The organism is Vibrio sp. M250220 (assembly GCF_036533795.1).
Taxonomy (GTDB): Bacteria; Pseudomonadota; Gammaproteobacteria; order Enterobacterales; family Vibrionaceae; genus Vibrio.
Genome location: NZ_JATABI010000010.1, coordinates 29019 through 54300 on the forward strand (window position 1 = coordinate 29019; position 25282 = coordinate 54300).

The window sequence follows — 25282 nt, forward strand, 5'->3', positions numbered from 1 at the left end:
TATAAAATGAACCGCTTATTCACCTTTATAGTTACTTTTATCCAAACCGTATTTTTGCATCTTGTCATATAGAGTTTTACGCGCGAGTTGTAACCTATCCATGGTTTGCTTAATACTGCCATGACACTGGTTAAGTGCTTGTTCAATAACACTCTTTTCAAATTCCGCAATTTGTTCGGCGAGACTCATCTCTCGGCTTGCGAACGCAGACTCTGAATCAAATTGAGTTAATCTTCCCAATAGTACAAAACGTTCGGCGGCATTTCTCAGTTCGCGAACGTTTCCCGGCCAATCGTGCGTCATCAGTTGATGAATCTGCTGAGTTTCGATAGCTGGTGCGGACTTACCATAGCGTGAAGCGGCAACCAGCAAAAAGTGATGAAATAGCGTCGGAATATCTTCCTTGCGCTGCCTGAGCGGAGGAAGCTCTAAAGTGACCACATTCAGTCGATAGTAGAGATCTTCGCGAAATGAGCCCTCAGCCGCCGCCTGTTTTAAATCGACCTTAGTCGCGGCAATGACGCGAATATCAATAGGAACCAGTTCGTTGGAGCCCACACGTTCAATGACCCTCTCTTGCAAAACCCGCAACAAACGAATCTGTGCTTGAAGGGGCATCGATTCAATTTCATCGAGAAAAAGTGTACCGCCTTGGGCATGTTCGAATTTACCCACTCGTTTTGAATCTGCACCAGTAAAAGCGCCTTTCTCGTGGCCGTACAGTTCACTTTCAATCAAGTTTTCTGGTACGGCACCACAGTTGATCGCTACGAAGTTATTATCGCGTCGAGAGCTTTGCTCATGAATAGAACGGGCAAACAGCTCTTTACCTGTGCCTGTCTCGCCAAACAGCAAGATGTCCGCATTGGTGTCTGCAATATGGACGATGGTATCACGGAGGAGTTGAATGGAAGGGGTGTCACCGATGATACGTGGACCCAGCGCTTGACTCGCTTTAAGGCTGCGTTTTAATTCTTGGTTTTCTAAAGTGAGTTCGCGTTTTTCCAACGCACGTCTGGTGGTATCGATCAAACGATCAATTGGGAAGGGCTTCTCAATAAAGTCATACGCGCCATTGCGTAGGGCATTAACTGCCATCGAGATATCGCCATGTCCCGTTATCAGAATGACCGGAATGTTTTCGTCTTGGTGCAGTATGCTGGATAAAATATTTTCGCCAGACAAACCCGGTAAGCAGATATCGGTGATGACGACTTTCGGTAGACCGTCACTTTTTATCGCCAATAGAGCATCTTCAGCGTTCGCAAAAAAACGGGCACTGATATCCTCCAGCTCGAAACTCTGTTCGATCGCTAGGCGAATATCGCTTTCATCATCAATGAAGATAACATCGTACATCTTAATTCCTTGATTAGGCATCGACAGGGAGAGTGATTACAAATCGGGCGCCTCCCAGAGGCGAGTCCGCGACGTCGAGTTCCCCTCCCATCGCTTGGGTGATCTGTTGTGAAATTGATAGCCCCAATCCAAGTCCATTCTTCTTAGTGGTATAGAAAGGCTCAAACAGTTGATGTTGCTCACTATAAGCGATACCGGGTCCATTATCATCGACAAAAATGTGCAGTTGGTGATTGGACACCGAGGTCGAGATCTTAATTCTGCGTTTCTCTTGTTCCTCGACCGCTTGCATTGCATTGGTAACAAGGTTAATTAGTACTTGCTCAAATTGTATTGGGTTGACTTCAACAGCGGGCAATATTTCGTCAAGTTCAAGAATTAGCTCAACCTGTTTGGCCTTACACTGGGGAGAGAGTAACTCTTTCGCCGACCAAATCAGCGGCTTCACGTCCAGTTTGCTCACATCATTACTGTCACTTTTACGGGCGAAAGTGCGCAGCTGGTTACTGATTTTTGCCATGCGCTCCGTCAGAGCGGAAATGCGTGAGAGGTTATCATCGACTCGATCGTAACTTTCTCTCTCCAAAAACCGTCGACCATTGTCAGCAAAGCTGCGTATTGCTGCGAGGGGATTATTGAGCTCGTGACTGATACTGGCTGACATTTGCCCCAATACCGCTAATTTAGCTGCCTGAATTAGCTCATTTTGTGTTTGGCGTAGCACTTGCTCTGTTTTGCTTCTTTCACTGATTTCAGCTTGAAGTTCAGAGGTTCGTTCCATAACAAGAAACTCAAGCTTCTGCTTCGCTTCCGACTGTAACTGTTCGAATTGACGCTTTTTGAGTTGACGCTGGTGTACCAGTGCAAACGAGAGATACGCAATGACGAACATTAAACTGATTATGAGCGAGTAACTCAGCACTGACCACAACAGGGTCACTTTAGAGGTGAGGACACGCAGAGTTAAGCTGTGTTTATCCAATGAACGAGATGAAACGAGATAGTCGTTTTCAAATCCGGGTAGGTTTGGGTTCCTCAGTTCGGAATGTTCCGGAGTTAGATCGCCCACCAGACCAAATGAGCGAATCGGTGTATCCAGATATTGGCGACTGTTAAGGATGGACTGACGATCTGATTCTGAGAGCGTGGTTAGACTCTTAAACAGCCAGTCATCGTTGCTTGACATAAAAATTACGTTATTGGCGTCTGTAGCAACAAAGATATTGTTCTTGTCTTGCCAGTTAGCTTCAATCGCAGTTAAATCCATTTTAATGACGATCACGCCGATGATCTCGGCCGCATAAGTGACTGGGTGTGAAAAGTAATAACCACGCTGTTTTGAGCTAGAACCGAGCGCAAAGTATTGGCTAGGCTTACCGAGAATCGCGTCAGAGAAATAGGGACGCCAAGCATAGTTTCGGCCGATAAAGGATCGTTCTAGGTCCCAGTTACTCGATGCGATAGTATTGCCAAACTCGTCGAGCAGATAGGCGTCAGTCGACTGGATGGTTTGGTTGATGTGCTGTAAATAACGGTTGGTCAGATCGATTTGGGCGGAGTTATTAGGCGACTGAAGTGCAGAAACTAGCTCACTATCTTTAGCAATCAACTGTGGCAGGTGTGCGTATTTGTCCAATTTGCTGGAGATGAACTCAGCAAAGCGTTCGAGCTGTTCCTTATGCGTTACGATAAGGTGGTTTTCGCTTGAATTCCAAATCCAACTAGAGCCACCTATGATCGCAATTACGTACAGAACAAGCAGAGAGAACTTACCCCGTCGATACGTCAACATCTTAATCCTTGCCAAACTACATCACTCCGCCATAGCGTAAATGTTTTTGTTACAAATGTGTTTACTCATCATGATAAATTGAGTGATAAAACCGGACTTAGATCGACTTTTAATCTTTAATCAAAAAAAAACGTTAGTTTCCATTGAAAAAGGCATTAATGTCCCCATTTCTGGAAACAAAGACTGCTTTATTGGTGTTTTTTTTAGCAGTTAAGTGAGTTTTTAGGGTAATCCCGCAGCGATCGTAGGGTTCGGCTCGACAGCTAACGATCTGCTCGGTAGAATGCTGCGTCTGAATTTTATCTTGAGGCTAATCAGAGATACCTTTACCGAATATCCTTCGAAAAGATATCACTCATTAGTCCGACAATTGGCTTGTTCGATTGTCGATACTCGGTTTATAAAAGAGTACTCATAGAGTACAAACAAGGATGGGTTCTGTCCGAAAGAGGATAGGGCACATAAGCTCAGTTTTCTGAGCCAGTTTTGAGGTTAATGAATAATGCAAGTTACTGTTGAAACGCTAGAGGGCCTAGAGCGCCGTCTAAACATTACTGTTCCTGCTGCAAACATCGAAGATGCTGTAACAGCGGAACTACGCAACATCGCAAAAAACCGTCGTTTCGATGGTTTCCGTAAAGGCAAAGTGCCTCTAAAAATGGTTGCGAAGATGTACGGCAAAGCAGTACGTCAAGACGTAATGGGTGAAGTAATGCAACGTCACTTCATCGAAGCGATCGTTAAAGAGAAGATCAACCCAGCAGGCGCACCTACTTTCGCTCCAGTTGAAGTTAAAGAAGGCGAAGATCTAGTATTTAACGCGACTTTTGAAGTTTACCCAGAAGTTGAGCTTAAAGGTCTAGAGAACATCACTGTTGAAAAACCAGCAACAGAAGTTCAAGACGCAGATGTTGAAGAGATGATCGACACTCTACGCAAACAACAAGCAACTTGGGTTGTAGTTGAAGAAGCGGCTGAAGACGGCAAACGTGCAACAATCGATTTCGTAGGCTCTATCGACGGTGAAGAGTTCGAAGGCGGTAAAGCTGAAAACTTCCCACTAGAAATGGGTGCTGGTCGCATGATCCCTGGTTTTGAAGACGGTATCGCAGGTAAGACTGCTGGTATGGAATTCGACATCGACGTGACTTTCCCAGAAGATTACCACGCAGAAAACCTAAAAGGTAAAGCGGCTAAGTTTGCAATCAAAGTAAACAAAGTTGAAGCTCGTGAGCTTCCAGAGCTAAACGACGAGTTCGTTGCTAAGTTCGGCGTTGCTGAAGGTGGCGTTGACGCTCTTAAAGCTGAAGTGCGTAAGAACATGGAGCGTGAGCTTAAGCAAGCTGTTAAGAACCGCATCAAAGAGCAAGCTATCGACGGTCTAGTGAAAGAGAACGAAATCGACGTACCAGCAGCTCTAATCGACCAAGAAATTGGTGCTCTACGTCAGCAAGCTGCACAGCGTTTCGGTGGCAACCCAGAAGCGGCTGCTCAACTTCCACGTGAGCTGTTCGAAGAGCAAGCTAAGCGTCGCGTAGTTGTAGGTCTTCTACTAGGTGAAGTCATCAAGTCTGAAGAGCTAAAAGCGGACGACGAGAAAGTGAAAGCGCTTATCGAAGAGATGGCGACTGCTTACGAAGATCCAGCTGAAGTTGTTGCTTACTACGAGCAAAACGAGCAAATGATGAACAATATGCGTAACGTTGCTCTAGAAGAACAAGCGATCGACGCTATCATCGCTAAAGCACAGGTTACTGAAAAAACGGTTAGCTTTAACGAGCTAATGAACCAACAGTCTGCGTAATAAGCAATATATTGCTTAGAAGGTTGACTTAGCGTTAACTATTCTGCTAACAATGGTCCGTATGATAATTATCATCCGGGCCATTTATTTTAGGGACATAAGAATATGAGCTACCAAGAAAAAAATGCAATGTCGCCAATTCTAGACGCGCTAGTACCGATGGTGGTTGAACAAACTTCCCGTGGTGAACGTTCTTACGATATCTACTCTCGTTTGCTAAAAGAACGTGTTATTTTTTTAACTGGTCAAGTAGAAGATCACATGGCAAATCTTGTCGTGGCACAGCTACTTTTCCTCGAATCAGAAAATCCTGACAAAGATATCTTCCTTTATATAAACTCTCCGGGTGGCAGCGTAACTGCGGGTATGTCAATCTACGACACTATGCAGTTTATTAAACCAAACGTGAGCACAGTATGTATGGGACAAGCGTGTTCAATGGGTGCATTCCTACTTGCTGGTGGTGCGCCAGGTAAACGTTATGTATTGCCTAACTCGCGTGTAATGATTCACCAACCGCTAGGTGGTTTCCAAGGCCAAGCTTCGGATATTCAAATTCATGCTCAAGAGATTCTAACGATCAAAGAGAAGTTAAACAGACTTCTTGCAGAGCATACAGGTCAGCCTCTAGAAGTGATTGAGCGCGATACTGATCGTGATAACTTCATGGCGGCTGAACAAGCAGTAGAGTATGGCTTAGTTGACGCGGTTCTGACTCATCGCGGTGAATAACTAGCAACATTGGTATATATTGATATACACTCAAGTCATATGAGTAAAGGCTAAGAGGTTAGCGAATGACAGATAAAAGCAAAGAGAGCGGTAGTAGTAAGCTTCTTTACTGCTCTTTCTGCGGTAAAAGCCAGCACGAAGTTCGCAAGCTAATCGCTGGTCCATCAGTCTATATTTGTGATGAATGTGTCGACTTATGTAACGACATCATTCGTGAAGAAATTAAGGATGTTCTCCCTAAGAAGCAGTCTGAGGCGCTACCAGTGCCAAGAGACATTCGTGAACACCTTGACGACTATGTGATTGGACAAGATTACGCTAAGAAAGTGTTAGCAGTAGCCGTTTATAACCACTATAAGCGTTTACGTAACGGAGATACAACGAGCGAAGGTGTTGAACTAGGTAAGAGTAATATTTTGCTTATCGGTCCAACGGGTAGTGGTAAAACGCTACTGGCTGAAACACTGGCTCGTTTCCTAGATGTACCGTTCACTATGGCCGACGCAACGACGCTGACTGAAGCGGGTTACGTTGGTGAAGATGTAGAAAACATCATCCAGAAACTTCTGCAAAAATGTGATTACGACGTAGCGAAAGCAGAGCGTGGTATCGTGTACATCGATGAAATCGATAAGATTTCTCGTAAAGCTGAAAACCCATCTATTACACGAGATGTATCGGGTGAGGGTGTTCAGCAGGCGCTATTGAAGCTTATTGAAGGTACGGTTGCATCAGTTCCACCTCAAGGTGGTCGTAAGCACCCTCAACAAGAGTTCCTACAAGTAGATACATCTAAGATTCTATTTATTTGTGGTGGCGCTTTTGCTGGCCTAGATAAAGTGATTGAACAACGTGTAGCGACAGGTACGGGTATCGGTTTTGGAGCGGAAGTCCGTTCTAAAGACGAAACTAAGACTGTCGGCGAACTGTTTACTCAGGTAGAACCGGAAGACTTAGTGAAATATGGTTTGATCCCTGAGTTTATTGGTCGTTTACCAGTAACAACAACGTTGACAGAACTGGATGAAGAAGCACTGATTCAAATTCTGTGTGAGCCGAAGAATGCGCTGACAAAACAGTATGCAGCACTATTCGAGCTTGAAAACTCAGAACTTGAGTTCCGTGAAGATGCACTGCGTGCGATTGCTAAGAAAGCAATGGAGCGTAAGACTGGTGCTCGTGGTCTGCGTTCGATTCTAGAAAGCGTGCTACTTGAGACCATGTACGAACTACCATCGATGAAAGATGTAAGTAAGGTTGTGATTGATGAGTCGGTAATTAAGGGTGAGTCTGAACCACTGCTTATTTACAGCAACTCAGATAATCAAGCTGCTGGTGCAGAATCATAATCTGATTCACAGAAATTGAAGTAGATAGAAAGGGGGTAATCAATTACTCCCTTTTTTTTATTCTTTCATTGAATCCAACCAATTAGCCCCCATATACTGCTCATAGGACTAAGCGGAAGAGAGAAGAATATGAACTTGGAACGTTCCGAACGTATCGAGATCCCCGTACTACCTCTAAGAGATGTAGTCGTTTACCCGCATATGGTAATTCCATTGTTTGTTGGTCGTGAAAAATCTATTGCTTGCTTAGAAGCAGCAATGGACAACAACAAACAAGTATTATTGGTAGCGCAGAAAGAAGCGGATACCGATGAACCGACTCAAGGCGATATGTTTGATGTTGGTACCGTTGCGACCATCCTTCAACTACTAAAGCTGCCAGATGGTACTGTTAAAGTACTCGTTGAAGGCCAGCAGCGCGCGCGCATTAACCACTTTATTGAAAACGAATTTTTCTATGCTGATGCTGAGTATCTCACGACTGCTGAGTTAGATGAGCGTGAGCAGGAAGTCATTGTCCGCAGTGCAATTAACCAGTTTGAAGGCTTCATTAAGCTCAACAAGAAGATTCCACCAGAAGTCCTGACATCTCTGAATGGTATCGATGAAGCCGCACGTCTTGCGGATACCATTGCAGCCCATATGCCTCTGAAATTGGCAGACAAGCAAGTTGTTCTTGAGTTACTTGACGTTACAGAACGTTTAGAGTTCCTCATGGGGCAGATGGAATCAGAAATCGATCTGTTACAAGTTGAAAAACGCATTCGTACCCGCGTTAAGAAGCAGATGGAAAAATCTCAGCGCGAGTACTACCTGAATGAGCAAATGAAAGCTATTCAGAAAGAGCTTGGTGAAAGTGAAGATGGTGTTGATGAGTTTGAAACTCTGAAACAGAAAATCATCGACTCTAAGATGCCTCAAGAAGCGCGCGAGAAGACAGAACAAGAGCTACAAAAGCTCAAGATGATGTCTCCGATGTCGGCAGAAGCCACGGTTGTTCGTGGTTATATCGACTGGATGCTAGGGGTGCCTTGGAACAAACGAACTAAGGTGAAGAAGAACCTTGCTAAAGCAGAAGAGATCCTTAACGAAGACCACTATGGATTAGAGCGCGTTAAAGAGCGCATTCTTGAGTACTTAGCGGTGCAAAACCGTATCAACAAACTCAAGGGTCCTATCTTGTGTCTAGTGGGGCCTCCTGGTGTGGGTAAAACTTCCCTAGGCCGCTCAATCGCAGCAGCGACTGGTCGACAATATACACGAATGGCACTTGGCGGCGTACGTGATGAGGCGGAAATCCGTGGTCATCGCCGTACTTACATCGGTTCAATGCCAGGCAAGCTAATTCAAAAAATGTCGAAAGTTGGTGTGAAGAACCCATTGTTCCTTCTCGATGAAATCGACAAGATGTCTTCAGACATGCGTGGTGACCCATCATCGGCGCTATTGGAAGTATTGGACCCTGAGCAAAATAACGCATTCAATGACCATTACCTCGAAGTCGATTACGACCTGTCTGATGTGATGTTCGTTGCAACGTCTAACTCGATGAATATTCCAGGTCCTCTATTGGATCGTATGGAAGTGATCCGTCTGTCGGGTTACACAGAAGATGAAAAACTCAACATTGCTAAACGCCACTTGGTCGACAAGCAGATCAAGCGTAACGGCCTAAAAGCCAACGAGATTACCATTGAAGACTCAGCAATCATTGGCATTATTCGTTACTACACTCGTGAAGCGGGCGTTCGTAGCCTAGAGCGTGAGATCTCAAAAATCTGTCGTAAAGCAGTGAAAAACATCTTGCTCAACAGTGAGCTTAAAACGGTCACCGTCAACATGGACAACCTCAAAGAATACTTAGGGGTTCAACGTCATGACTATGGCAAAGCAGACGATAGCAACCGCATCGGTCAAGTGACTGGCTTGGCGTGGACTGAAGTCGGTGGTGACCTGCTGACGATCGAAACGCAATCAATGCCAGGCAAAGGCAAGCTAACTCAGACGGGTTCTCTTGGTGATGTCATGCAGGAATCAATTCAGGCTGCAATGACAGTGGTGCGTTCTCGCGCAGAAGCTTTGGGTATTAACTCTGACTTCTATGAGAAGCGTGATATTCACGTTCACGTACCAGAGGGTGCAACGCCGAAAGATGGCCCTAGTGCGGGTATTGCGATGTGTACAGCGCTAGTGTCGAGCTTGACGGGTAACCCTGTAAAAGCAGAAGTCGCGATGACAGGTGAAATTACCCTTCGTGGTGAAGTTTTACCAATCGGTGGTCTTAAAGAGAAGCTCCTAGCAGCGCACCGTGGCGGCATCAAAACAGTGCTGATTCCTAAAGATAATGAGCGTGATTTGGAGGAAATTCCTGACAATGTTATCGCCGATCTTAAGGTCATTCCGGTACAGTGGATTGATGAAGTATTGAAAGTTGCGTTAGAAAAAGAGCCTTCAGGCGTGGAGTTTTCTGCCGCAAAATAGTGATGTGCAGCAAAAATAAGTAAAAGATTACGCTGATAAGTACAAAAATGCTTGTCAGCGTTTTTTTTGGACGCTAACGTTATCGACGATAGCTGCGAGCCTTGAAAAATAAGGGTTTGTCGCAAATTTGAAATGAAATGGAACGTATAGCTGCCATAAAAATATAAACAGGCAGCGCAAAGGGGAATCACAGTGAATAAAACACAATTAGTAGAAAAAATCGCAGAAAATGCAGATCTATCTAAAGCGTCTGCAGGTCGTGCTCTAGATGCATTCATCGAAGCAGTTGGTGAAACTCTTCAATCTGGTGATCAAGTTGCTCTAGTTGGCTTTGGTACTTTCAGTGTTCGTACTCGTGCAGCACGTACAGGCCGTAACCCTAAGACTGGTGAAGAGATTCAAATTGCAGAAGCTAAAGTTCCTGCATTCAAAGCTGGTAAAGCTCTTAAAGATTCTTGCAACTAATAAAAAATCGTCACTTGAGGTGATTTTTTAGAACCTTTTTAAATTATGCGCATCATACTGATGCGCATTTCTTTTTCTGGTATTATCGCGCTATTCAATTTTTTATTTATGAAATGTGCCGAACTCACGGATTTAAAGTGGGCTTATGTACGGCACATAAGCGGAGAGTAGTTTAAGTATGATGGACCGATTACGCGAAGGCGTTAACAGCATCGCGGTTAAAATTATCCTAGGGCTTATCATCCTATCGTTCGTATTTGCAGGTGTTGGTAGTTACATTGTAGGTGGCTCAAATAACTCTGCGGCGAAAGTAGGCAATGTTGAAATTGGTCGTGGTGAGTTCGAACAGGCTTACCAAAACGAACGTAATCGTATGCAAGCTCAGCTTGGTGATTACTTCTCAAATCTATTGGCTGACCCAAGCTATGTAGAGTCTTTCCGTAAATCAGTTCTTGATCGTATGGTCAATGACTTGCTTCTAGAGCAACACGCAGAGTCGCTAGGGCTGCGCGTAAGCGACACTCAAGTTCGTACCATGATTCTAGAAATGCCTCAGTTCCAAGTTGATGGCAAATTTGATCAAGAAATCTACCAGGCTGCGCTACGTCGAGCTGGCTTCTCAGCAGATAGCTTTGCAGAATATTTACGCCGTGACCTAGTGCGTAATCAACTGATGACCGCAATTCAAGGTAGTGATTTCTCATTGCCGGGTGAAGTAGAAGCTCAAAGCAAGTTACTGACCCAAACTCGTGATATCAAAAAGGTTACCCTTTCTCTGGCAGACTTTGCAGCTAAAGCAGAGTTATCAGAAGAAGAGATCAACGAATATTACCAACTAAACCCTGAGCGTTATACGCGCCCAGAGCAAGTTAAAGTAGCTTACGTAGAATTATCAGCTCAAAAGCTAAAAGAAAACATTGAGATTTCTGACGAGCAAGCTGAAAAATACTATCAAGAGCACATCGATAAATACTCTTCAGAAGAGCAGCGTCGTGTAAGTCATATCCTAATTGAGGGTGATGATGAAGCTAAAGCGCAAGCCATCCTAGATGAGCTTAATGCAGGTGCGGATTTTGCTGCACTGGCTGAAGAGAAATCTGATGACTTCGGTAGTGCATCTGAAGGCGGTTCTTTGGGTTGGATCGAACGTGATGTGATGGATCCTTCATTCGAAGAAGCTGCGTTTGCGCTTAAAAATGTGGGTGATATGACAGGTCTTGTTAAATCAGACTTTGGCTACCACATCATTAAACTTGATGAGCTCAAAGATTCAGTTGCGAAATCGTACCAAGAAGTTGCAGAGGAAGTTAAACAAGAGCTACGAGACCAGCAAGCCGTTGATCAATACTATGCGCTTCAAAGTGAACTAGAGAAAGTGGCGTTTGAGTATCCGGATTCACTAGATGAAGCTGCGAAAGCAATCAGCGCTAAGATCGAGACAACAGACTTTATCTCTCAAGTAGACGCTCCTGAGCTTTTGAATGCCCCTGCGGTATTACAAGCGATTGTAAGTCCTGAAGTGAAAGAAGATGGTCTCAACTCAGAAGTGATTGAAGTTGCCCCTGAGCATGTCGTTGTTGTCCGTGTTGAAGATAGCCGCAATGAAACGGTTCTACCGTTGGAGCAAGTTCGTGCTGACGTTACTAAGTCACTTGCCAATGTGAAAGGCGAGCAAGCCGCTATCGAACTCGCTCAAAACCTAGTTGCTGAACTTAAGCAAGGTAAGCAAGAGCTATTGGCTGAGAGTGGTTTGTCATTCGGTGAGATGGAAACACTAGACCGCAGTTCACCATTTTCAGACGTTGTTTTCTCAATGGCGAAACCTGTCGATGGCGAAAAGGAGTTTGCTCAGGCGAAAGACCTCAATGGTGATGTGGTCGTGGTTGAGCTTGTTAATGTCGCATCAAAGTTTGACCCGCAATACAACCAGCAGATTGGTGCACAACTGACACAAGTGAATGCTCAGCAAGACCTTTCTGGCTTGATCAGTATCCTGCGCAAGACTATCGATATCGAATATTACATTGTGACGCAATAATCAGCTCAAATGTAATTGATATATCTATATTAACGGACTGCATCAGCAGTCCGTTTTGTTTTAATGTTTACATGGTTTTCTTTTGGTGATGAGTGGTTAGTCTGGGCCTGCACATAAGTAAACAAGGAAACTAAAATGTTAAAACAACTACTGCTAGTTACTCTTCTACTATCATTTCCTGCCATCACCCAAGCTGAAGACGCTAGCACCGATGCCAAGTATCAAGGTATCGAGATCACGGTTAACATCAACCAAGCCAGTGCTGAGGAGCTCGCCGACCTGTTGTTAGGCATCGGATTGGCGAAGGCTCAGGCAATCGTCGAGTTCCGTCAGCTCAATGGTCACTTCACAAGTGCCGAGGATCTCGAGAAAGTCAAAGGTATTGGTGCTACAATTGTGGCGCAGAACCGAGACCGAATTAAGCTATAAACTTATTGGAGAGCGCCTTGGCGCTCTTTTTTACGCATACGACAAATCCTGCCTAGAACCTGTGGGTATTTCCCTCTATAATTCCACGCCGAAACAAGGTCAACGAGTCGAACGTTGATCAGAAAACAACACGGAGTAAAACATGTCGTCTCATACACCGGTAGTAACCGTTGATGGACCAAGTGGTGCCGGCAAGGGCACACTTTGTATGCTGCTTGCAAAAAAACTAGGGTTTCATTTACTAGACTCTGGCGCTATCTATCGTGTCTTAGCTCTAGCTGCAATTCATCATGGCGTTGATCTTGAATCGGAAGATGCGCTGGTTCCTTTGGCGACCCATTTGGATGTACAGTTTGTGGCTGAAGGCGAGCTGGTCAAGGTTATCCTTGAAGGCGAAGATGTTTCTCGTGAACTGCGTAAAGAAGAAACGGGCATGGCTGCATCAAAGGTCGCTGCTTTACCGCGTGTTCGTGAAGCCCTTTTGCGTCGTCAGCGTGCTTTTGCAGAAGGTCAAGGTTTGGTGGCTGATGGTCGTGACATGGGGACGGTTGTTTTCCCTCAAGCTGAAGTGAAAATCTTTCTGGACGCAAGTGCTGAAGAGCGAGCAAGTCGCCGTCTTAAACAGTTGCAAGGCAAGGGGTTAGATGTTAAATTTGACGACCTTTTAAGCGAGATCCAAGAGCGTGACGACCGAGATCGTAACCGCCCAGTAGCGCCATTACGCCCTGCTGAGGATGCGCTTTTGCTAGATTCTACTACGATGAGTATCGACGAAGTGGTAGAAAAGGCACTACAATATATCGAATCTAAGCTAGTAGCCTAGGCTGCTAGGTAAGAACGTTGGTCGCAAGGATGATGACCGGCGAAGTTAATAACCCCATGTGGTAGGACACCCGTGGACGTTTAATTTATTGAAGATTAAATAATGACTGAATCTTTTGCTCAACTCTTTGAAGAGTTTCTAAACGAGACTGAATTCCAACAAGGTACTATCGTTAAAGGTACTGTAGTAGCTATCGAGAACGGTTTTGTTCTTGTTGACGCTGGTCTTAAGTCTGAGTCTGCTATCCCTGCTGAACAGTTCAAGAACGCTGCTGGCGAACTTGAAGTTGAAGTTGGTTCTGAAGTAGACGTGGCTCTAGACGCTGTAGAAGACGGTTTCGGTGAAACTCAACTTTCTCGTGAGAAAGCGAAGCGTCACGAAGCTTGGATCGTACTTGAGAAAGCTTGTGAAGAAGCTGAAACTGTTGTTGGTATCATCAACGGTAAAGTTAAAGGCGGTTTCACTGTTGAACTAAACGGTATCCGTGCTTTCCTTCCCGGTTCACTAGTAGACGTGCGTCCAATCCGCGATACTGCTCACCTAGAAAACAAAGAGCTAGAGTTCAAAGTTATCAAACTTGACCAGAAGCGTAACAACGTAGTTGTTTCTCGTCGTGCAGTTATCGAATCTGAGAACAGCGTTGAGCGTGATGAGCTTCTAGAGACTCTACAAGAAGGCGCAGAAGTTAAAGGTATCGTTAAGAACCTTACTGACTACGGTGCGTTCGTAGATCTAGGCGGTGTTGACGGTCTTCTACACATCACTGACATGGCTTGGAAGCGCGTTAAGCACCCTTCTGAGATCGTTAACGTTGGTGACGAGATCCAAGTTAAAGTTCTTAAGTTCGACCGTGACCGTACTCGCGTATCACTAGGTCTTAAGCAACTAGGCGAAGATCCATGGGTAGCAATCGCTAAGCGTTACCCAGAAGGTCACAAACTATCTGGTCGCGTTACTAACCTAACTGACTACGGCTGTTTCGTTGAAATCGAAGAAGGCGTTGAAGGTCTAGTACACGTTTCTGAAATGGATTGGACTAACAAGAACATCCACCCATCTAAAGTTGTTAATGTTGGCGACGAAGTTGAGGTTATGGTTCTTGAAATCGACGAAGAGCGTCGTCGTATCTCTCTAGGTCTGAAACAGTGTAAAGCTAACCCATGGCAATCTTTCGCTGAAGCGCAAGCTAAAGGCGACAAAGTTACTGGTAAGATCAAGTCTATCACTGACTTCGGTATCTTCATCGGTCTAGACGGCGGCATCGACGGTCTAGTTCACCTATCTGACATTTCTTGGAATGTTGCTGGTGAAGAAGCTGTACGTGAGTACAAGAAAGGCGACGAAATCTCTGCAGTAGTTCTAGCAGTAGACGCAGAGCGTGAGCGCATCTCTCTAGGCGTTAAGCAAATGGAAAATGACCCATTCAATGCTTACGTTTCTGAGAAGAAGAAAGGTGTACTAGTTAACGGTACTGTTACTGCAGTAGACGCTAAAGGTGCAACTATCGAACTTGAAGAAGGCGTAGAAGGTTACATCCGCGCTTCTGAAGTTTCTCGCGACCGCGTAGAAGACGCTACTCTAATCCTAAGTGTTGGTGACAGTGTTGAAGCTAAGTTCACAGGTGTAGACCGTAAGAACCGCGTAATCAACCTATCTATCAAAGCTAAAGATGAAGCTGAAGAGCAAGAAGCAATGGCTACACTGAACAGCGCTGATGAAGCGGCATTCGGTAACGCTATGGCTGACGCTTTCAAAGCAGCTAAAGGCGAATAATTAGTCGCTTTTAAGAAAAAGGAGCCGAAAGGCTCCTTTTTTATGTTTCATTCATGGCTAGTGGTAATACCAATCTCTGCAAGATGTTTTGTTAAATGTAGTTTTTCATTCCACACATTGTTCAATTTTTGTCTAAAATTGTAGGCAAGTGTTTGTTGGAACTGGTATTACTTACTATAATAAGTGATAAATTACTCTATGAGGGCAACTATGACTAAGTCTGAATTGATCGAAAGACTCTGTGCAGAACAGACTCACCTTTCGGCTAAAGAGATTGAAGATGCTGTAAAAGATATTTTAGAGCATATGGCTTCAACACTGGAAAGTGGCGACCGAATTGAGATTCGTGGTTTTGGTAGTTTCTCTCTTCATTTCCGCGAGCCACGTGTGGGACGTAATCCTAAAACAGGTGACAAAGTAGAGCTTGAAGGAAAATTTGTTCCTCACTTTAAACCTGGCAAGGAATTGCGTGAGCGAGTAAACATCGGTTAGTAACTCGAATTGACTGTAAAATGAGCGGCATACATAGCGTATGCCGCTTTTTTATCATTCGAATTACAGAGATAACCATGGTTTGTTTGATGCTTTTACTGCATAATCGTAGCGGCAGAACTTATCTTAGGTGATGGACTATGAAAATTATAAAAATCGTTCTTGTACTGGCCCTATTTTTGATTGCACTGGCCTTAGGCTCTCAGAATCAAGCGATTGTAACATTTAACTATTTGTTAGCTCAGGGAGAGTTCCACCTGTCCACACTGTTGGGTGGTGTGTTTATTGTTGGTTTCCTTCTGGCATGGCTAATATTTGGTAGTTTGCATCTTAAATCTCAGTTGCAAGTACGCAAACTAAGAAAACAGTTAACTAAGCTCTCTCCAGCAGCAAGTGAACCAACTCAAGGCAAAGCTTAAAAGTCGTATTAGGTAGGCTGTCACTCGATGTTAGAAATCCTGTTCTTGTTATTGCCAATCGCAGCCGCTTACGGCTGGTATATGGGTAATCGCAGCGCCCAGCAAGACAAGCAGAAACAATCCAATCAAATCTCACGTCAATATGTGACGGGTTTGAACCTGCTTTTATCGGATCAGTCTGATAAGGCGGTCGACCACTTTATTGAACTTCTCCAAGTCGATAACGAAACGATTGATACTCACCTGGCTCTCGGAAACCTATTTCGATCGAGAGGGGAAGTTGACCGAGCGATTCGTATCCACCAAAACCTCATCTCCCGTTCTGGGTTAACCATCGACCAAAAAAACATTGCTTTGCAGCAATTAGCAAAAGATTACATGGCTTCGGGTTTTCTTGATCGTGCTGAAAAAATCTTTGAGCAGTTGGTTGATGAACCGGATCACCGTGAAGCTGCGCTACAGCAACTGGTCGCTATCTATCAACAGACTCGAGAGTGGAACAAGGCGATCAATTATGCCTCTCTACTCGTTAAGATGGGTCGTAAACGAATGCGTACGAGTATTGGTCACTTTTGGTGTGAATTGGCGATGCAGGAAAAAGCGGAAGGACATGACGCTCAGGCAATGCAGTACTTCAAACGTGCATTAGCGGAAGACCCAAAGTGTGTACGAGCTTCTATCGCTTTAGGAAAACTCTATCTAGACATTGAAGACTATCGCAGCACCATTGAGTATATGGAGCGTGTCTTAGAGCAAGATAGCGATTTTGTTAGTGAGGTTCTCCCAACACTAGCGGAATGTTATCACCATCTTGGCCAAGAAGATGAGCTACTGAGCTTTTTACGCCAGTGTATCGTCAATAAAGTCGGTGTATCAGCGGAGCTAATGCTGGCTCAACTCGTTGCTCAACACGATGGTGTCGGCGCCGCTCAAGAGCTATTAACGCGACAGTTGGTAAAAAACCCTACGATGAAGGGCTTCTACCGTCTGATGGACTACCATTTAGCAGAGGCTGAAGAGGGTCGGGCAAAGGCCAGTTTAGGTACGCTACAAAAACTGGTTGGTGAACAGTTAAAAGTGAAACCGCATTATCGATGCCGTAAATGTGGTTTCTCGACCCACTCAATGTATTGGCATTGTCCCTCGTGTAAGGGGTGGGGAACGATTAAGCCAATCCGTGGGTTGGATGGTGAATAGTTTTTATGGGCTTGACCCATTACAAAATGGCAGCGGTGATCCCGCTGCTTTTTTTCGATTTATTTATAGTTAGGAGATGAAATGATCGACCAAAAAGTAATTGTTGCACTGGATTATGACAACCAAGCCGATGCACTCGCTTTTGTTGATAGAATTGACCCAAGCTCATGTCGTCTAAAAGTCGGCAAAGAAATGTTTACCTTATTTGGTCCTGACTTCGTCAAAGAACTGCACAAACGTGGCTTTTCAGTCTTCCTAGACCTCAAATTCCACGACATTCCTAACACGTGTTCGAAAGCGGTTCGTGCGGCAGCTGAAATGGGAGTGTGGATGGTTAACGTCCATGCGAGTGGTGGGGAGCGTATGATGACGGCTTCGAGAGAGATTCTTGAGCCTTATGGTAAAGATCGTCCGCTACTTATTGGTGTGACTGTACTCACCAGCATGGAGCAAAGCGACCTTGCAGGCATTGGCCTTAATATCGCGCCGCAGGAACAAGTGATTCGTTTGGCTAATTTGACAAAAAATTCAGGCCTGGATGGTGTAGTCTGTTCCGCACAAGAAGCATCAATGCTGAAAAGTGAGCTGGGTAAGGCGTTTAAACTGGTCACTCCTGGCATTCGTCCAGCTGGTGCGGCAGTGGGAGACCAGAAACGTATCATGACACCAGTCGATGCTATCGCGGCTGGCTCAGATTACTTGGTTATTGGTCGTCCAATTACCCAAGCCGCCGATCCTGCCGCAGTGTTGGCAAACATCAATGCGACACTTGTGTAAAGATTGATTGTGCTAAAAAGCCAGCATTTGCTGGCTTTTTTGTCACTCATCTAAGGCTAAATGCAACCTGGAACGCCACTGTGGAACTTGAAGTCGCTATCGGGAGAAGTAATTAGCTCTGCTTCAATCTGACCGAAGTAAGCCACTCTCTCACTGATGTCTTTGTCAGCAATCTCTTCTGCAAGCGTTAAATAGTCCTGGTAGTGACGGGCTTCTGAGCGTAAGAGAGAGACATAGAACTTGCCAATATCCTCATCCATATGCGGTGCGAGTTTAGCGAATCGTTCACACGATCGAGCTTCTATATATGCGCCGATGATTAACTTATCGATCAAGCTTTGAGGCTCATGCGTTGCCATGCTGCTAATTAATCCCTTTGCATAGCGACTCGCTTGGACAGGCTCATAGGCTATATTGCGCTTGTCCATGATTTCCAAGACTTGATAAAAATGGTGTAACTCTTCTTTAATCAGCATCACCATTTTGTCGATAAGATCTTGGCTGTAAGGCGATTCAGATTTGGCCATGATCGTTTTCGATATTTGGCTTTTCCCTTTTAATGTTTCCAGACTTCCCATTTTGCGATAGGCGAAGTTTTCGTAAGGTTTGAACCAATCTAAGAGGCTATGTGCGCTTTCCTTATCGACAGCGTACTTGCGGATTAGGTACATTGCGGACTGTCCGGCCTTGAGCTCGCAAAGGAGGTGGTCGATGAGTACCACCTTTAGGTTTTCGGGTTTGCGGGCTTCCACAACCCATGCATCGGGCGTAGAACAGTGTAAGAAGCCGTTTATCGGCTCTAACAAGGTTTGGTATTGGTTTAACTCAATCATCTTGAACAAATCTGTCAATTGAAATGAAAAAGGCCGCAACAGCGACCTTTAGAGGATGTGTAATGGCAGTTATATTACCATTTTTTCTTCTCACCAAAGAGCGCATCCATATCGTTTTTACGTTGGTCTTCTTCGATTTGGTGTAACTCTTCAGCGTTTCGAGTTTGTCTTTTCGATTCAAGGTCGTCGTACATTCCTTGAAGTTTTTCGCGTGCTTGATTCGAATAGTTGTCATTTTTGGTGCTAAGAGCATCAAGTCCTTTACGAAGCAGTTGCACAGCCGTACCCGGTTGACCACGTACGATAGCATCATTTGAACGTTTGATGACGTTTTCAATGTTGATGCGTATCTGGATGGTTTCCAAGCGAGCATTTTCGGTAACGTAGGCCTGAGTTTCAAAGCGACCTTTGTTGTGTTCACTACGGATAGTGTCGCGAAGGCGTTTAACCAGCTTAAGCATAACAATCGCTTGCTTATCACTGCTTGGCACTTTAAAGGTTGTGCTCTCGCCACCTTGGTAATTTTCTTCAAGTTGTTTGATCTGTTGTTTGACGTGTTCGACGCGTTGTTCAAGCTGTTTATTCTTTGGATCCAGCTCATGCATACTTTGTAGTGCGTCTAAGATACGGGTGTTTAGACACACCAATAACTCCTTACTATAAGGCATATGGTGTGCGTGACCGATTAATTCTTCTGTTGCATCTATGATTTGAAGATAGCGCGAACTCTCCTGCTTCCGTGCAGTTTCAGCTTTGACTTTGTATTGAAGCATTATGTTATAGCCCAATACCAAGACAAGTAAGATGGCAACTAAAGCTATGATTAACCCTATATTCATAAATTCCGTATCTTATGTTTTATTATTTTACTGGCAAGCAAGCATACACGATTCTAATCACTCCCTGCACCTGTTTTGTATTATTGCTCAAATGTTCGATTTTATTAATGAAAAATACCAATGCAAGGTTGATTCTGCGTATTTGATTACAAAATAGCCACAAGCCTCTGCTTTTCTACGGCTTGATAACGATTGGACTATCAATTTGAACCCATAGGCGTTATAACTAAATATTATAAACTATGTTCGCTCGCTATGGGGCGTAGAGTAAGGGATTACGAGGTCGAGAATGAAATTACAACAATTGAAGTATATTGTTGAGGTCGTTAACCATAACTTAAATGTATCAGCTACTGCGGAAAGTCTGTATACGTCTCAGCCGGGCATCAGTAAGCAGGTACGTTTGCTGGAAGATGAGCTGGGCATTCAGATCTTCGAACGCAGTGGAAAACACCTTACTCAAGTGACGGGGGCTGGTGAAGATATTATTCGCATTTCTCAGGAAATTTTAGCTCGTGTCGAAAGCATCAAAGCCGTTGCCGGTGAGCATACCCATCCTGAGATGGGAACTCTCAATATCTCGACGACACACACTCAAGCTCGTTATGCGCTTCCTGACGTTATTAAAGGATTTACCGCTCGTTACCCTAAAGTATCACTCCATATGCACCAAGGTACGCCATCTCAAATGTCAGAGGCGATTGCCAAAGGTACCGCTAATTTCGCCATTGCGACGGAAGCACTGCATCTTTACCAAGATGCGATCATGCTGCCTTGTTACCACTGGAATCGTTCCATTGTTGTGCCAAAATCCCATCCTCTGGCACAGAAGGAAAAGGTGACTATTCAAGATCTGGCTTCCTATCCGTTGGTGACGTACGTATTTGGTTTTACAGGTCGCTCTGAGCTGGATACTGCGTTCAATAAATATGGCCTAACACCGCGAGTTGTCTTTACCGCTACAGACGCAGACGTGATCAAAACGTACGTGCGTATGGGGATTGGCGTTGGTGTTATTGCGAGTATGGCGATCGACAAAGAGCAAGACACTGATTTGGTCGCAATTGATGCGAGTCATATCTTTGGTGCGAGCACCACAAGTATTGGTTTCAGACGCGGCACCTTCTTACGCAGTTACATGTTCGACTTTATGGAACGTTTTGCACCGCATTTAACACGTCCAGTTGTTGAGCGGGCGTTGTCGCTTAAATCGAGTGCAGAAATCGAAGAAATGTTCAAAGATATCGACCTTCCTGTTCGTTAAGCGACTACCATCTCTAGTGACTTCCCTCTACACTACGCACACCGGGGGGAAGTCATGCATACTCAATTCAAATCACTCGATCAGTTTCTAACGCAAAATCAGCAATATTGGCGTTTTGAGGCTTTCATTTCATGTTTAGATAGCCATTTGCCCTGGAAAGAGTCTAATCCACAGCTGTGTGCTTGGTTAGACGGCTTGAGCCCAAAAGAAATTGAAGGCTATAAACAGAATAACCTAAGCCTTATTAACGCCTTAACGCCTTATCTGGCTTGTGTTGTGCAAACTTCCCAGTGGACGACATTGCCCTCTATCGACAAGCAGGGGTTAGCACTAGCGCGTGGTGTCGAAAATGGTGTCCCAGGGCGTAAGCTTGAGCAAATCCTATCCATGGGAGAGGCGGCGCTGCGCGATCACCACGGTAGCGAATGGTTAGAGTGGTGCTCAGGTAAGGGATTTCTCGGCAGAATACTCGCGAGTCAAACCCAGCATAAGGTGACCAGTTTTGAGTTTCAGCAAATGCTTTGTGATGCGGGGCAGTTTGAAGCGGACAAACACAACCTGCCGATGCACTTTGTTCAGGGCGACGCGTTGAGTCGCGATGCACAACAGGTATTCAGTTCAAATCAGCACGCCGTCGCTCTGCATGCTTGCGGAGATCTGCATATATCGCTTCTTAACCATGCTACCGACAAGAGGCTACCAGTGATTACTTTTTCTCCCTGTTGCTATCATTTGATCGCCAATGAGCACTATCAAGCACTCTCTATCCAAGGGAAACAATCTAAGCTTGGGTTAAGCAAGTCTGAGCTGCGGATCCCTCTTCAAGAAACGGTTACTGGCGGCGAGCGGGTGAGAAGGCACCGAATCGAAGAGATGTCATATCGTCTTGGCTTTGATCTGCTGTTACGTAATGTGCTGGGATTCGAACGCTATCAACCTGTGCCAAGTATTAAGAAGTCGCAGCTTTCTCAAGGCTTTGAAGCGTTTTGTCGTTGGGCGAGTGATAGTAAAGGTATCCTTCTACCGGATGTTGATTTTAGTCATTTTGAACAATTGGGCTTGGAAAAGTATTGGCAAATGGAACGCATCAGTTTGATTCAGCAACCATTCAGGCGATGTTTGGAAATGTGGCTAGTGCTGGATAAGGGACTTTTCCTTAATGAGAACGGCTATCGCGTTCAAATCTCGGAGTTTTGCTCACGAGAGATGACTCCCCGTAACATACTGATTCATGCTGTGAAAGTGTAGATAGCAAGGTGGTGTCTCTTTTTGTTACTCCAATGTTAAAACGTGCTTTTCTTTTGTACAGCTTGCTGGTAATAATAATTGATGCGCACATAAAGTGTGCAATTTATAAATACAAAACAGAACTTCACACAACATATTATTGCTTATACCAGCGCCATTAATTGTGTACTCAGGTTATTGCTAGGCAGAAGGGACTGAGAGCACCGTACCAGTGGCGGTTACTTTGTCATTCTTATGGCGTCATCACCGTAATTTAGTGATTGCACTCTTGGCCTCGAAGAATGTTTAGATAGTCAGTGGCGTTGGTACGACATCAAGGAGTCAAGATGAAAGCAGGAAAAGCTATTGCGACCGCCGTTCTCGCAGGTGTTACGTTACTCTCATCAACCAGTATCATGGCAAAAACGGCTAAGGTAGCCGTATCACAAATTGTCGAGCATCCCGCGCTAGACGCCACTCGCCAAGGTCTAATCGACGGGCTAAAAGCCAAAGGTTACGAGCAAGGCAAAAACCTAGAATTCGATTACAAAACTGCACAGGGCAATCCTGCTATTGCGGTTCAGATTGCGCGTCAATATGTGGGTGAAAAACCGGATGTTTTAGTTGGTATCGCGACTCCTACTGCCCAAGCACTCGTTTCAGCTACTCGTACGATCCCAGTTGTATTTACCGCGGTTACTGACCCAGTTGGTGCGAAGTTAGTTAAGACATTGGAACAACCAGGTAAGAACGTGACTGGTCTGTCCGATCTCTCTCCCGTCAGCCAGCATGTTGAATTGATCAAAGAGATTCTTCCACAGGTCAAATCTATCGGCGTGGTATTCAACCCAGGTGAAGCGAATGCGGTGACGTTAGTAGAACTTCTAAAACGCAGCGCACAAGAGCAGGGCATTCAAGTTATCGAAGCGACGGCTCTGAAAAGTGCTGACGTGCAATCTGCTACGCAAGCTATCGCAGCGAAGTCAGATGTGATTTATGCGCCAACAGACAACACGGTAGCGAGTGCGATTGAGGGTATGATTGTTGCGGCTAATCAGGCTAAGACACCAGTATTGGGTGGTGCGACTTCATACGTAGAAAAAGGCGCCATTGCGAGCTTAGGATTTGACTACTACCAGGTGGGTGTTCAAACCGCGGATTATGTTGCAGCGATCATTGAAGGTGCAGCGCCTGGTTCGCTTGATGTCAAAGTGGCAAAGGGCTCAGATCTGGTTGTTAACCAAAGCGCTGCGACCAAACTTGGTGTGGTGATTCCACAGTCTGTACTAGACCGTGCGACAAGCGTGAAATAAACCAATCCCCCAAGCAACCTCGTTGCTTGGGGGTGTGAGTCTTTAGCAGAAAAGGGAGTTGTTATGTCTGCTTTTGCATTTTTTGGCGCTTTGGAAATTGGCTTACTGTATGGTCTCGTAGCCCTCGGCGTTTATCTCACCTTTCGCGTGCTTGATTTTCCTGACTTAAGTGTAGATGGTAGCTTTCCTATGGGAGCCGCCGTTGCCGCTACTGCAATTGTTGCCGGTATCAATCCGTGGTTGGCGACCTTGATGGCGATCGTAGCGGGTGCTGCGACTGGCTGGGTGACCGCGTTTTTAGCGGTTCGCTGTGGAATCCTCCATCTTTTGGCATCGATATTAACGATGATCGCGGCTTTTTCTATCAATATCCGCATCATGGGTAGACCAAACTTAGCTTTGCTTGGTGAGGAGACTATTCTGACCCCGTTTGAGGCGTACGGCGATCCTATGTTAGTTCGCCCACTGTTGGTCGGCATATTGGTGTTGGTTTCTGCCTGGCTGGTGGTACGTTTACTAAACAGCGACTTCGGACTAGGCCTACGCGCGACGGGAGTCAATGCCCGCATGGTTTCAGCGCAAGGGGCGAGCACATCCTTTTATACCTACTTTGGTCTGGCGTTATCCAATGGTTTTGTTGGCTTTGCTGGGGCTTTGTTTGCTCAAACGAACAGCTTTGCTGATGTGACTTCTGGTGTCGGGACTATCGTGGTTGGTTTGGCTGCGGTGATACTCGGTCAAACGCTTATTCCAGGAAGAAAAATATGGGTGGCTGTTGTTGCAGTTATCGTCGGTTCAGTGCTCTACCGTCTGGCGGTAGCATTTGCACTCAGTTCAGGGATGTTCGGATTGCAAGCCTCAGACCTCAACTTGGTCACGGCAGTTCTGGTTGCAGCAGCGCTGATTGCGCCCAAGATTAAAGGTAACCTTAAATCAAAAAAGCTTAGCCCTGCGATGGAGAGCAAAAATCTATCTAAGCAGGATAAAGAGTCAGGAGAAGTAGCATGATTCGTCTAGAAGATATTCAGGTGACGTTCAATCCAGGAACCATCTTAGAAAATCGTGCTTTGCGTGGTGTTTCTCTTGAGGTTCCGGAGCACCAATTCCTAACCGTGATTGGTTCGAACGGTGCAGGTAAATCAACGCTGCTTGGAGCTGTTACTGGTGAAACGCCAATGATCGGTGGACGCGTAGTGATTGATGAACTCGATGTTACTCGTCAAACAGTGGATCAGCGAGCCAAGCAATGTGCTCGAGTGTTTCAGGATCCTTTAGCTGGTACGTGTGGAGAGTTGACGATTGAAGAGAACATGGCACTCGCATATATGCGTGGTAAAAAGAGAGGGTGGAATCTTTCTCTTTCATCTCAGCGTCGCAAACTTTTTCAGGAGCGTATCAGTATCCTAGGGCTAGGATTGGAAGACCGTTTAGGTGACAGCATTGGCCTATTATCGGGCGGCCAGCGTCAAGCTGTGAGCCTTGTGATGGCGACGCTTTCCGATAGCAAATTATTGTTATTGGATGAACATACAGCAGCGCTGGATCCACGTATGGCTGCGTTTATTATTGATTTGACAAAGAAAATTGTTTCGGAGTTCAACCTCACTGTGATGATGGTTACTCACTCAATGAAAGACGCGTTAGCTTGTGGTGACCGTACCGTGATGCTTCACCAAGGCGAGATTGTTCTCGATGTATCCGGTGAACAGCGAGCGAATATGCGAGTTCCAGATCTTTTAGAGATGTTTTCTAAGGTTCGTGGAGAAGAACTGGCGGATGATAGCTTATTGTTAAATTAACGAGTTGCTGACAAATTGCTACCGAAATATCCACCAAATCTATGAGATAATATCAATCTGGATATCTACTAAACCCA

The 25282-nt window shown here is 45.1% G+C and carries 22 protein-coding genes; 18 read left to right on the forward strand and 4 right to left on the reverse strand.

The annotated features are described in order from the left end of the window. Positions 1-15: 15 nt before the first annotated feature. The gene (locus QTN94_RS05835; RefSeq protein WP_138970768.1) at positions 16-1359 is read right to left on the reverse strand and encodes a sigma-54-dependent transcriptional regulator; all 1344 of its coding nucleotides are present in this window, start codon (positions 1357-1359) and stop codon (positions 16-18) included. Between the two features lie 13 nt (positions 1360-1372). After that, positions 1373-3151 carry a sensor histidine kinase gene (locus QTN94_RS05840; RefSeq protein ID WP_331427169.1) on the reverse strand — a complete coding sequence of 593 codons (1779 nt, stop codon included), beginning with the start codon at positions 3149-3151 and terminating at the stop codon, positions 1373-1375. A 502-nt stretch (positions 3152-3653) separates the two neighbouring features. On the opposite strand from QTN94_RS05840, the gene tig reads away from it, so the two are divergent. The 13 genes from tig to pyrF all read left to right on the forward strand — a co-directional run bounded on the left by tig (position 3654) and on the right by pyrF (position 17930). Further along, positions 3654-4955, forward strand: coding sequence for a trigger factor (tig, locus tag QTN94_RS05845; RefSeq protein WP_331427170.1), 1302 nt, complete (start codon positions 3654-3656; stop codon positions 4953-4955). Positions 4956-5060: 105 nt separating this feature from the next. Next, positions 5061-5687 (forward strand): ATP-dependent Clp endopeptidase proteolytic subunit ClpP, encoded by a 627-nt coding sequence (gene clpP, locus QTN94_RS05850; protein WP_138970765.1) that lies wholly within the window; start codon positions 5061-5063, stop codon positions 5685-5687. A 65-nt stretch (positions 5688-5752) separates the two neighbouring features. Next, positions 5753-7036, forward strand: coding sequence for an ATP-dependent protease ATP-binding subunit ClpX (clpX, locus tag QTN94_RS05855; RefSeq protein WP_138970764.1), 1284 nt, complete (start codon positions 5753-5755; stop codon positions 7034-7036). A 129-nt stretch (positions 7037-7165) separates the two neighbouring features. Beyond that, the gene (gene lon / locus QTN94_RS05860; RefSeq protein ID WP_331417517.1) at positions 7166-9517 is read left to right on the forward strand and encodes an endopeptidase La; all 2352 of its coding nucleotides are present in this window, start codon (positions 7166-7168) and stop codon (positions 9515-9517) included. Between the two features lie 186 nt (positions 9518-9703). After that, entirely contained in the window at positions 9704-9982 is a 279-nt protein-coding gene (locus tag QTN94_RS05865) for an HU family DNA-binding protein (protein WP_269376233.1), read from the forward strand. Positions 9983-10160: 178 nt separating this feature from the next. After that, positions 10161-12020, forward strand: coding sequence for a peptidylprolyl isomerase (gene ppiD, locus QTN94_RS05870; RefSeq protein ID WP_331417518.1), 1860 nt, complete (start codon positions 10161-10163; stop codon positions 12018-12020). 135 nt (positions 12021-12155) lie between these two features. Continuing rightward, a complete protein-coding gene (locus QTN94_RS05875) occupies positions 12156-12449 on the forward strand; it encodes a ComEA family DNA-binding protein (protein WP_331427171.1) in 294 nt (97 codons plus the stop codon). A gap of 142 nt (positions 12450-12591) precedes the next feature. Then, a complete protein-coding gene (cmk, locus tag QTN94_RS05880) occupies positions 12592-13272 on the forward strand; it encodes a (d)CMP kinase (RefSeq protein WP_138970760.1) in 681 nt (226 codons plus the stop codon). A 102-nt stretch (positions 13273-13374) separates the two neighbouring features. Then, the gene (rpsA, locus tag QTN94_RS05885) at positions 13375-15045 is read left to right on the forward strand and encodes a 30S ribosomal protein S1 (RefSeq protein ID WP_138970759.1); all 1671 of its coding nucleotides are present in this window, start codon (positions 13375-13377) and stop codon (positions 15043-15045) included. Positions 15046-15255: 210 nt separating this feature from the next. Continuing rightward, complete coding sequence (ihfB, locus tag QTN94_RS05890; RefSeq protein ID WP_006881264.1) at positions 15256-15537, forward strand: integration host factor subunit beta; 282 nt, start codon at positions 15256-15258, stop codon at positions 15535-15537. Between the two features lie 140 nt (positions 15538-15677). Continuing rightward, positions 15678-15956, forward strand: a complete 279-nt coding sequence (locus tag QTN94_RS05895; RefSeq protein ID WP_006881263.1) for a LapA family protein — start codon at positions 15678-15680, stop codon at positions 15954-15956. Positions 15957-15983: 27 nt separating this feature from the next. Next, positions 15984-17153: a lipopolysaccharide assembly protein LapB gene (lapB, locus tag QTN94_RS05900; protein WP_138970758.1), complete on the forward strand. Its 1170-nt coding sequence runs from the start codon at positions 15984-15986 to the stop codon at positions 17151-17153. 81 nt (positions 17154-17234) lie between these two features. Then, positions 17235-17930, forward strand: coding sequence for an orotidine-5'-phosphate decarboxylase (pyrF, locus tag QTN94_RS05905; protein ID WP_331417519.1), 696 nt, complete (start codon positions 17235-17237; stop codon positions 17928-17930). 56 nt (positions 17931-17986) lie between these two features. Here the strand turns inward: pyrF and miaE are convergent, their stop codons facing one another. Both miaE and QTN94_RS05915 read right to left on the reverse strand, forming a co-directional pair. Beyond that, entirely contained in the window at positions 17987-18763 is a 777-nt protein-coding gene (gene miaE / locus QTN94_RS05910) for a tRNA isopentenyl-2-thiomethyl-A-37 hydroxylase MiaE (RefSeq protein WP_331417520.1), read from the reverse strand. Between the two features lie 74 nt (positions 18764-18837). Beyond that, positions 18838-19602, reverse strand: a complete 765-nt coding sequence (locus QTN94_RS05915; protein ID WP_331427172.1) for a DNA repair protein — start codon at positions 19600-19602, stop codon at positions 18838-18840. A 289-nt stretch (positions 19603-19891) separates the two neighbouring features. Between QTN94_RS05915 and cysB the strand changes: the two genes are divergently transcribed. From cysB to QTN94_RS05940, 5 genes are all read left to right on the forward strand, one after another. Beyond that, a complete protein-coding gene (gene cysB, locus QTN94_RS05920) occupies positions 19892-20866 on the forward strand; it encodes an HTH-type transcriptional regulator CysB (RefSeq protein WP_138970754.1) in 975 nt (324 codons plus the stop codon). A gap of 54 nt (positions 20867-20920) precedes the next feature. Then, the gene (locus tag QTN94_RS05925; protein WP_331427173.1) at positions 20921-22114 is read left to right on the forward strand and encodes a methyltransferase; all 1194 of its coding nucleotides are present in this window, start codon (positions 20921-20923) and stop codon (positions 22112-22114) included. Positions 22115-22440: 326 nt separating this feature from the next. After that, positions 22441-23406, forward strand: a complete 966-nt coding sequence (locus tag QTN94_RS05930) for an ABC transporter substrate-binding protein (protein ID WP_138970752.1) — start codon at positions 22441-22443, stop codon at positions 23404-23406. A 63-nt stretch (positions 23407-23469) separates the two neighbouring features. After that, a complete protein-coding gene (locus QTN94_RS05935) occupies positions 23470-24414 on the forward strand; it encodes an ABC transporter permease (protein ID WP_138970751.1) in 945 nt (314 codons plus the stop codon). Continuing rightward, the gene (locus QTN94_RS05940) at positions 24411-25205 is read left to right on the forward strand and encodes an ABC transporter ATP-binding protein (RefSeq protein ID WP_269376053.1); all 795 of its coding nucleotides are present in this window, start codon (positions 24411-24413) and stop codon (positions 25203-25205) included. The genes QTN94_RS05935 and QTN94_RS05940 overlap by 4 nt, the downstream gene beginning before the upstream one ends. Positions 25206-25282: the final 77 nt, after the last annotated feature.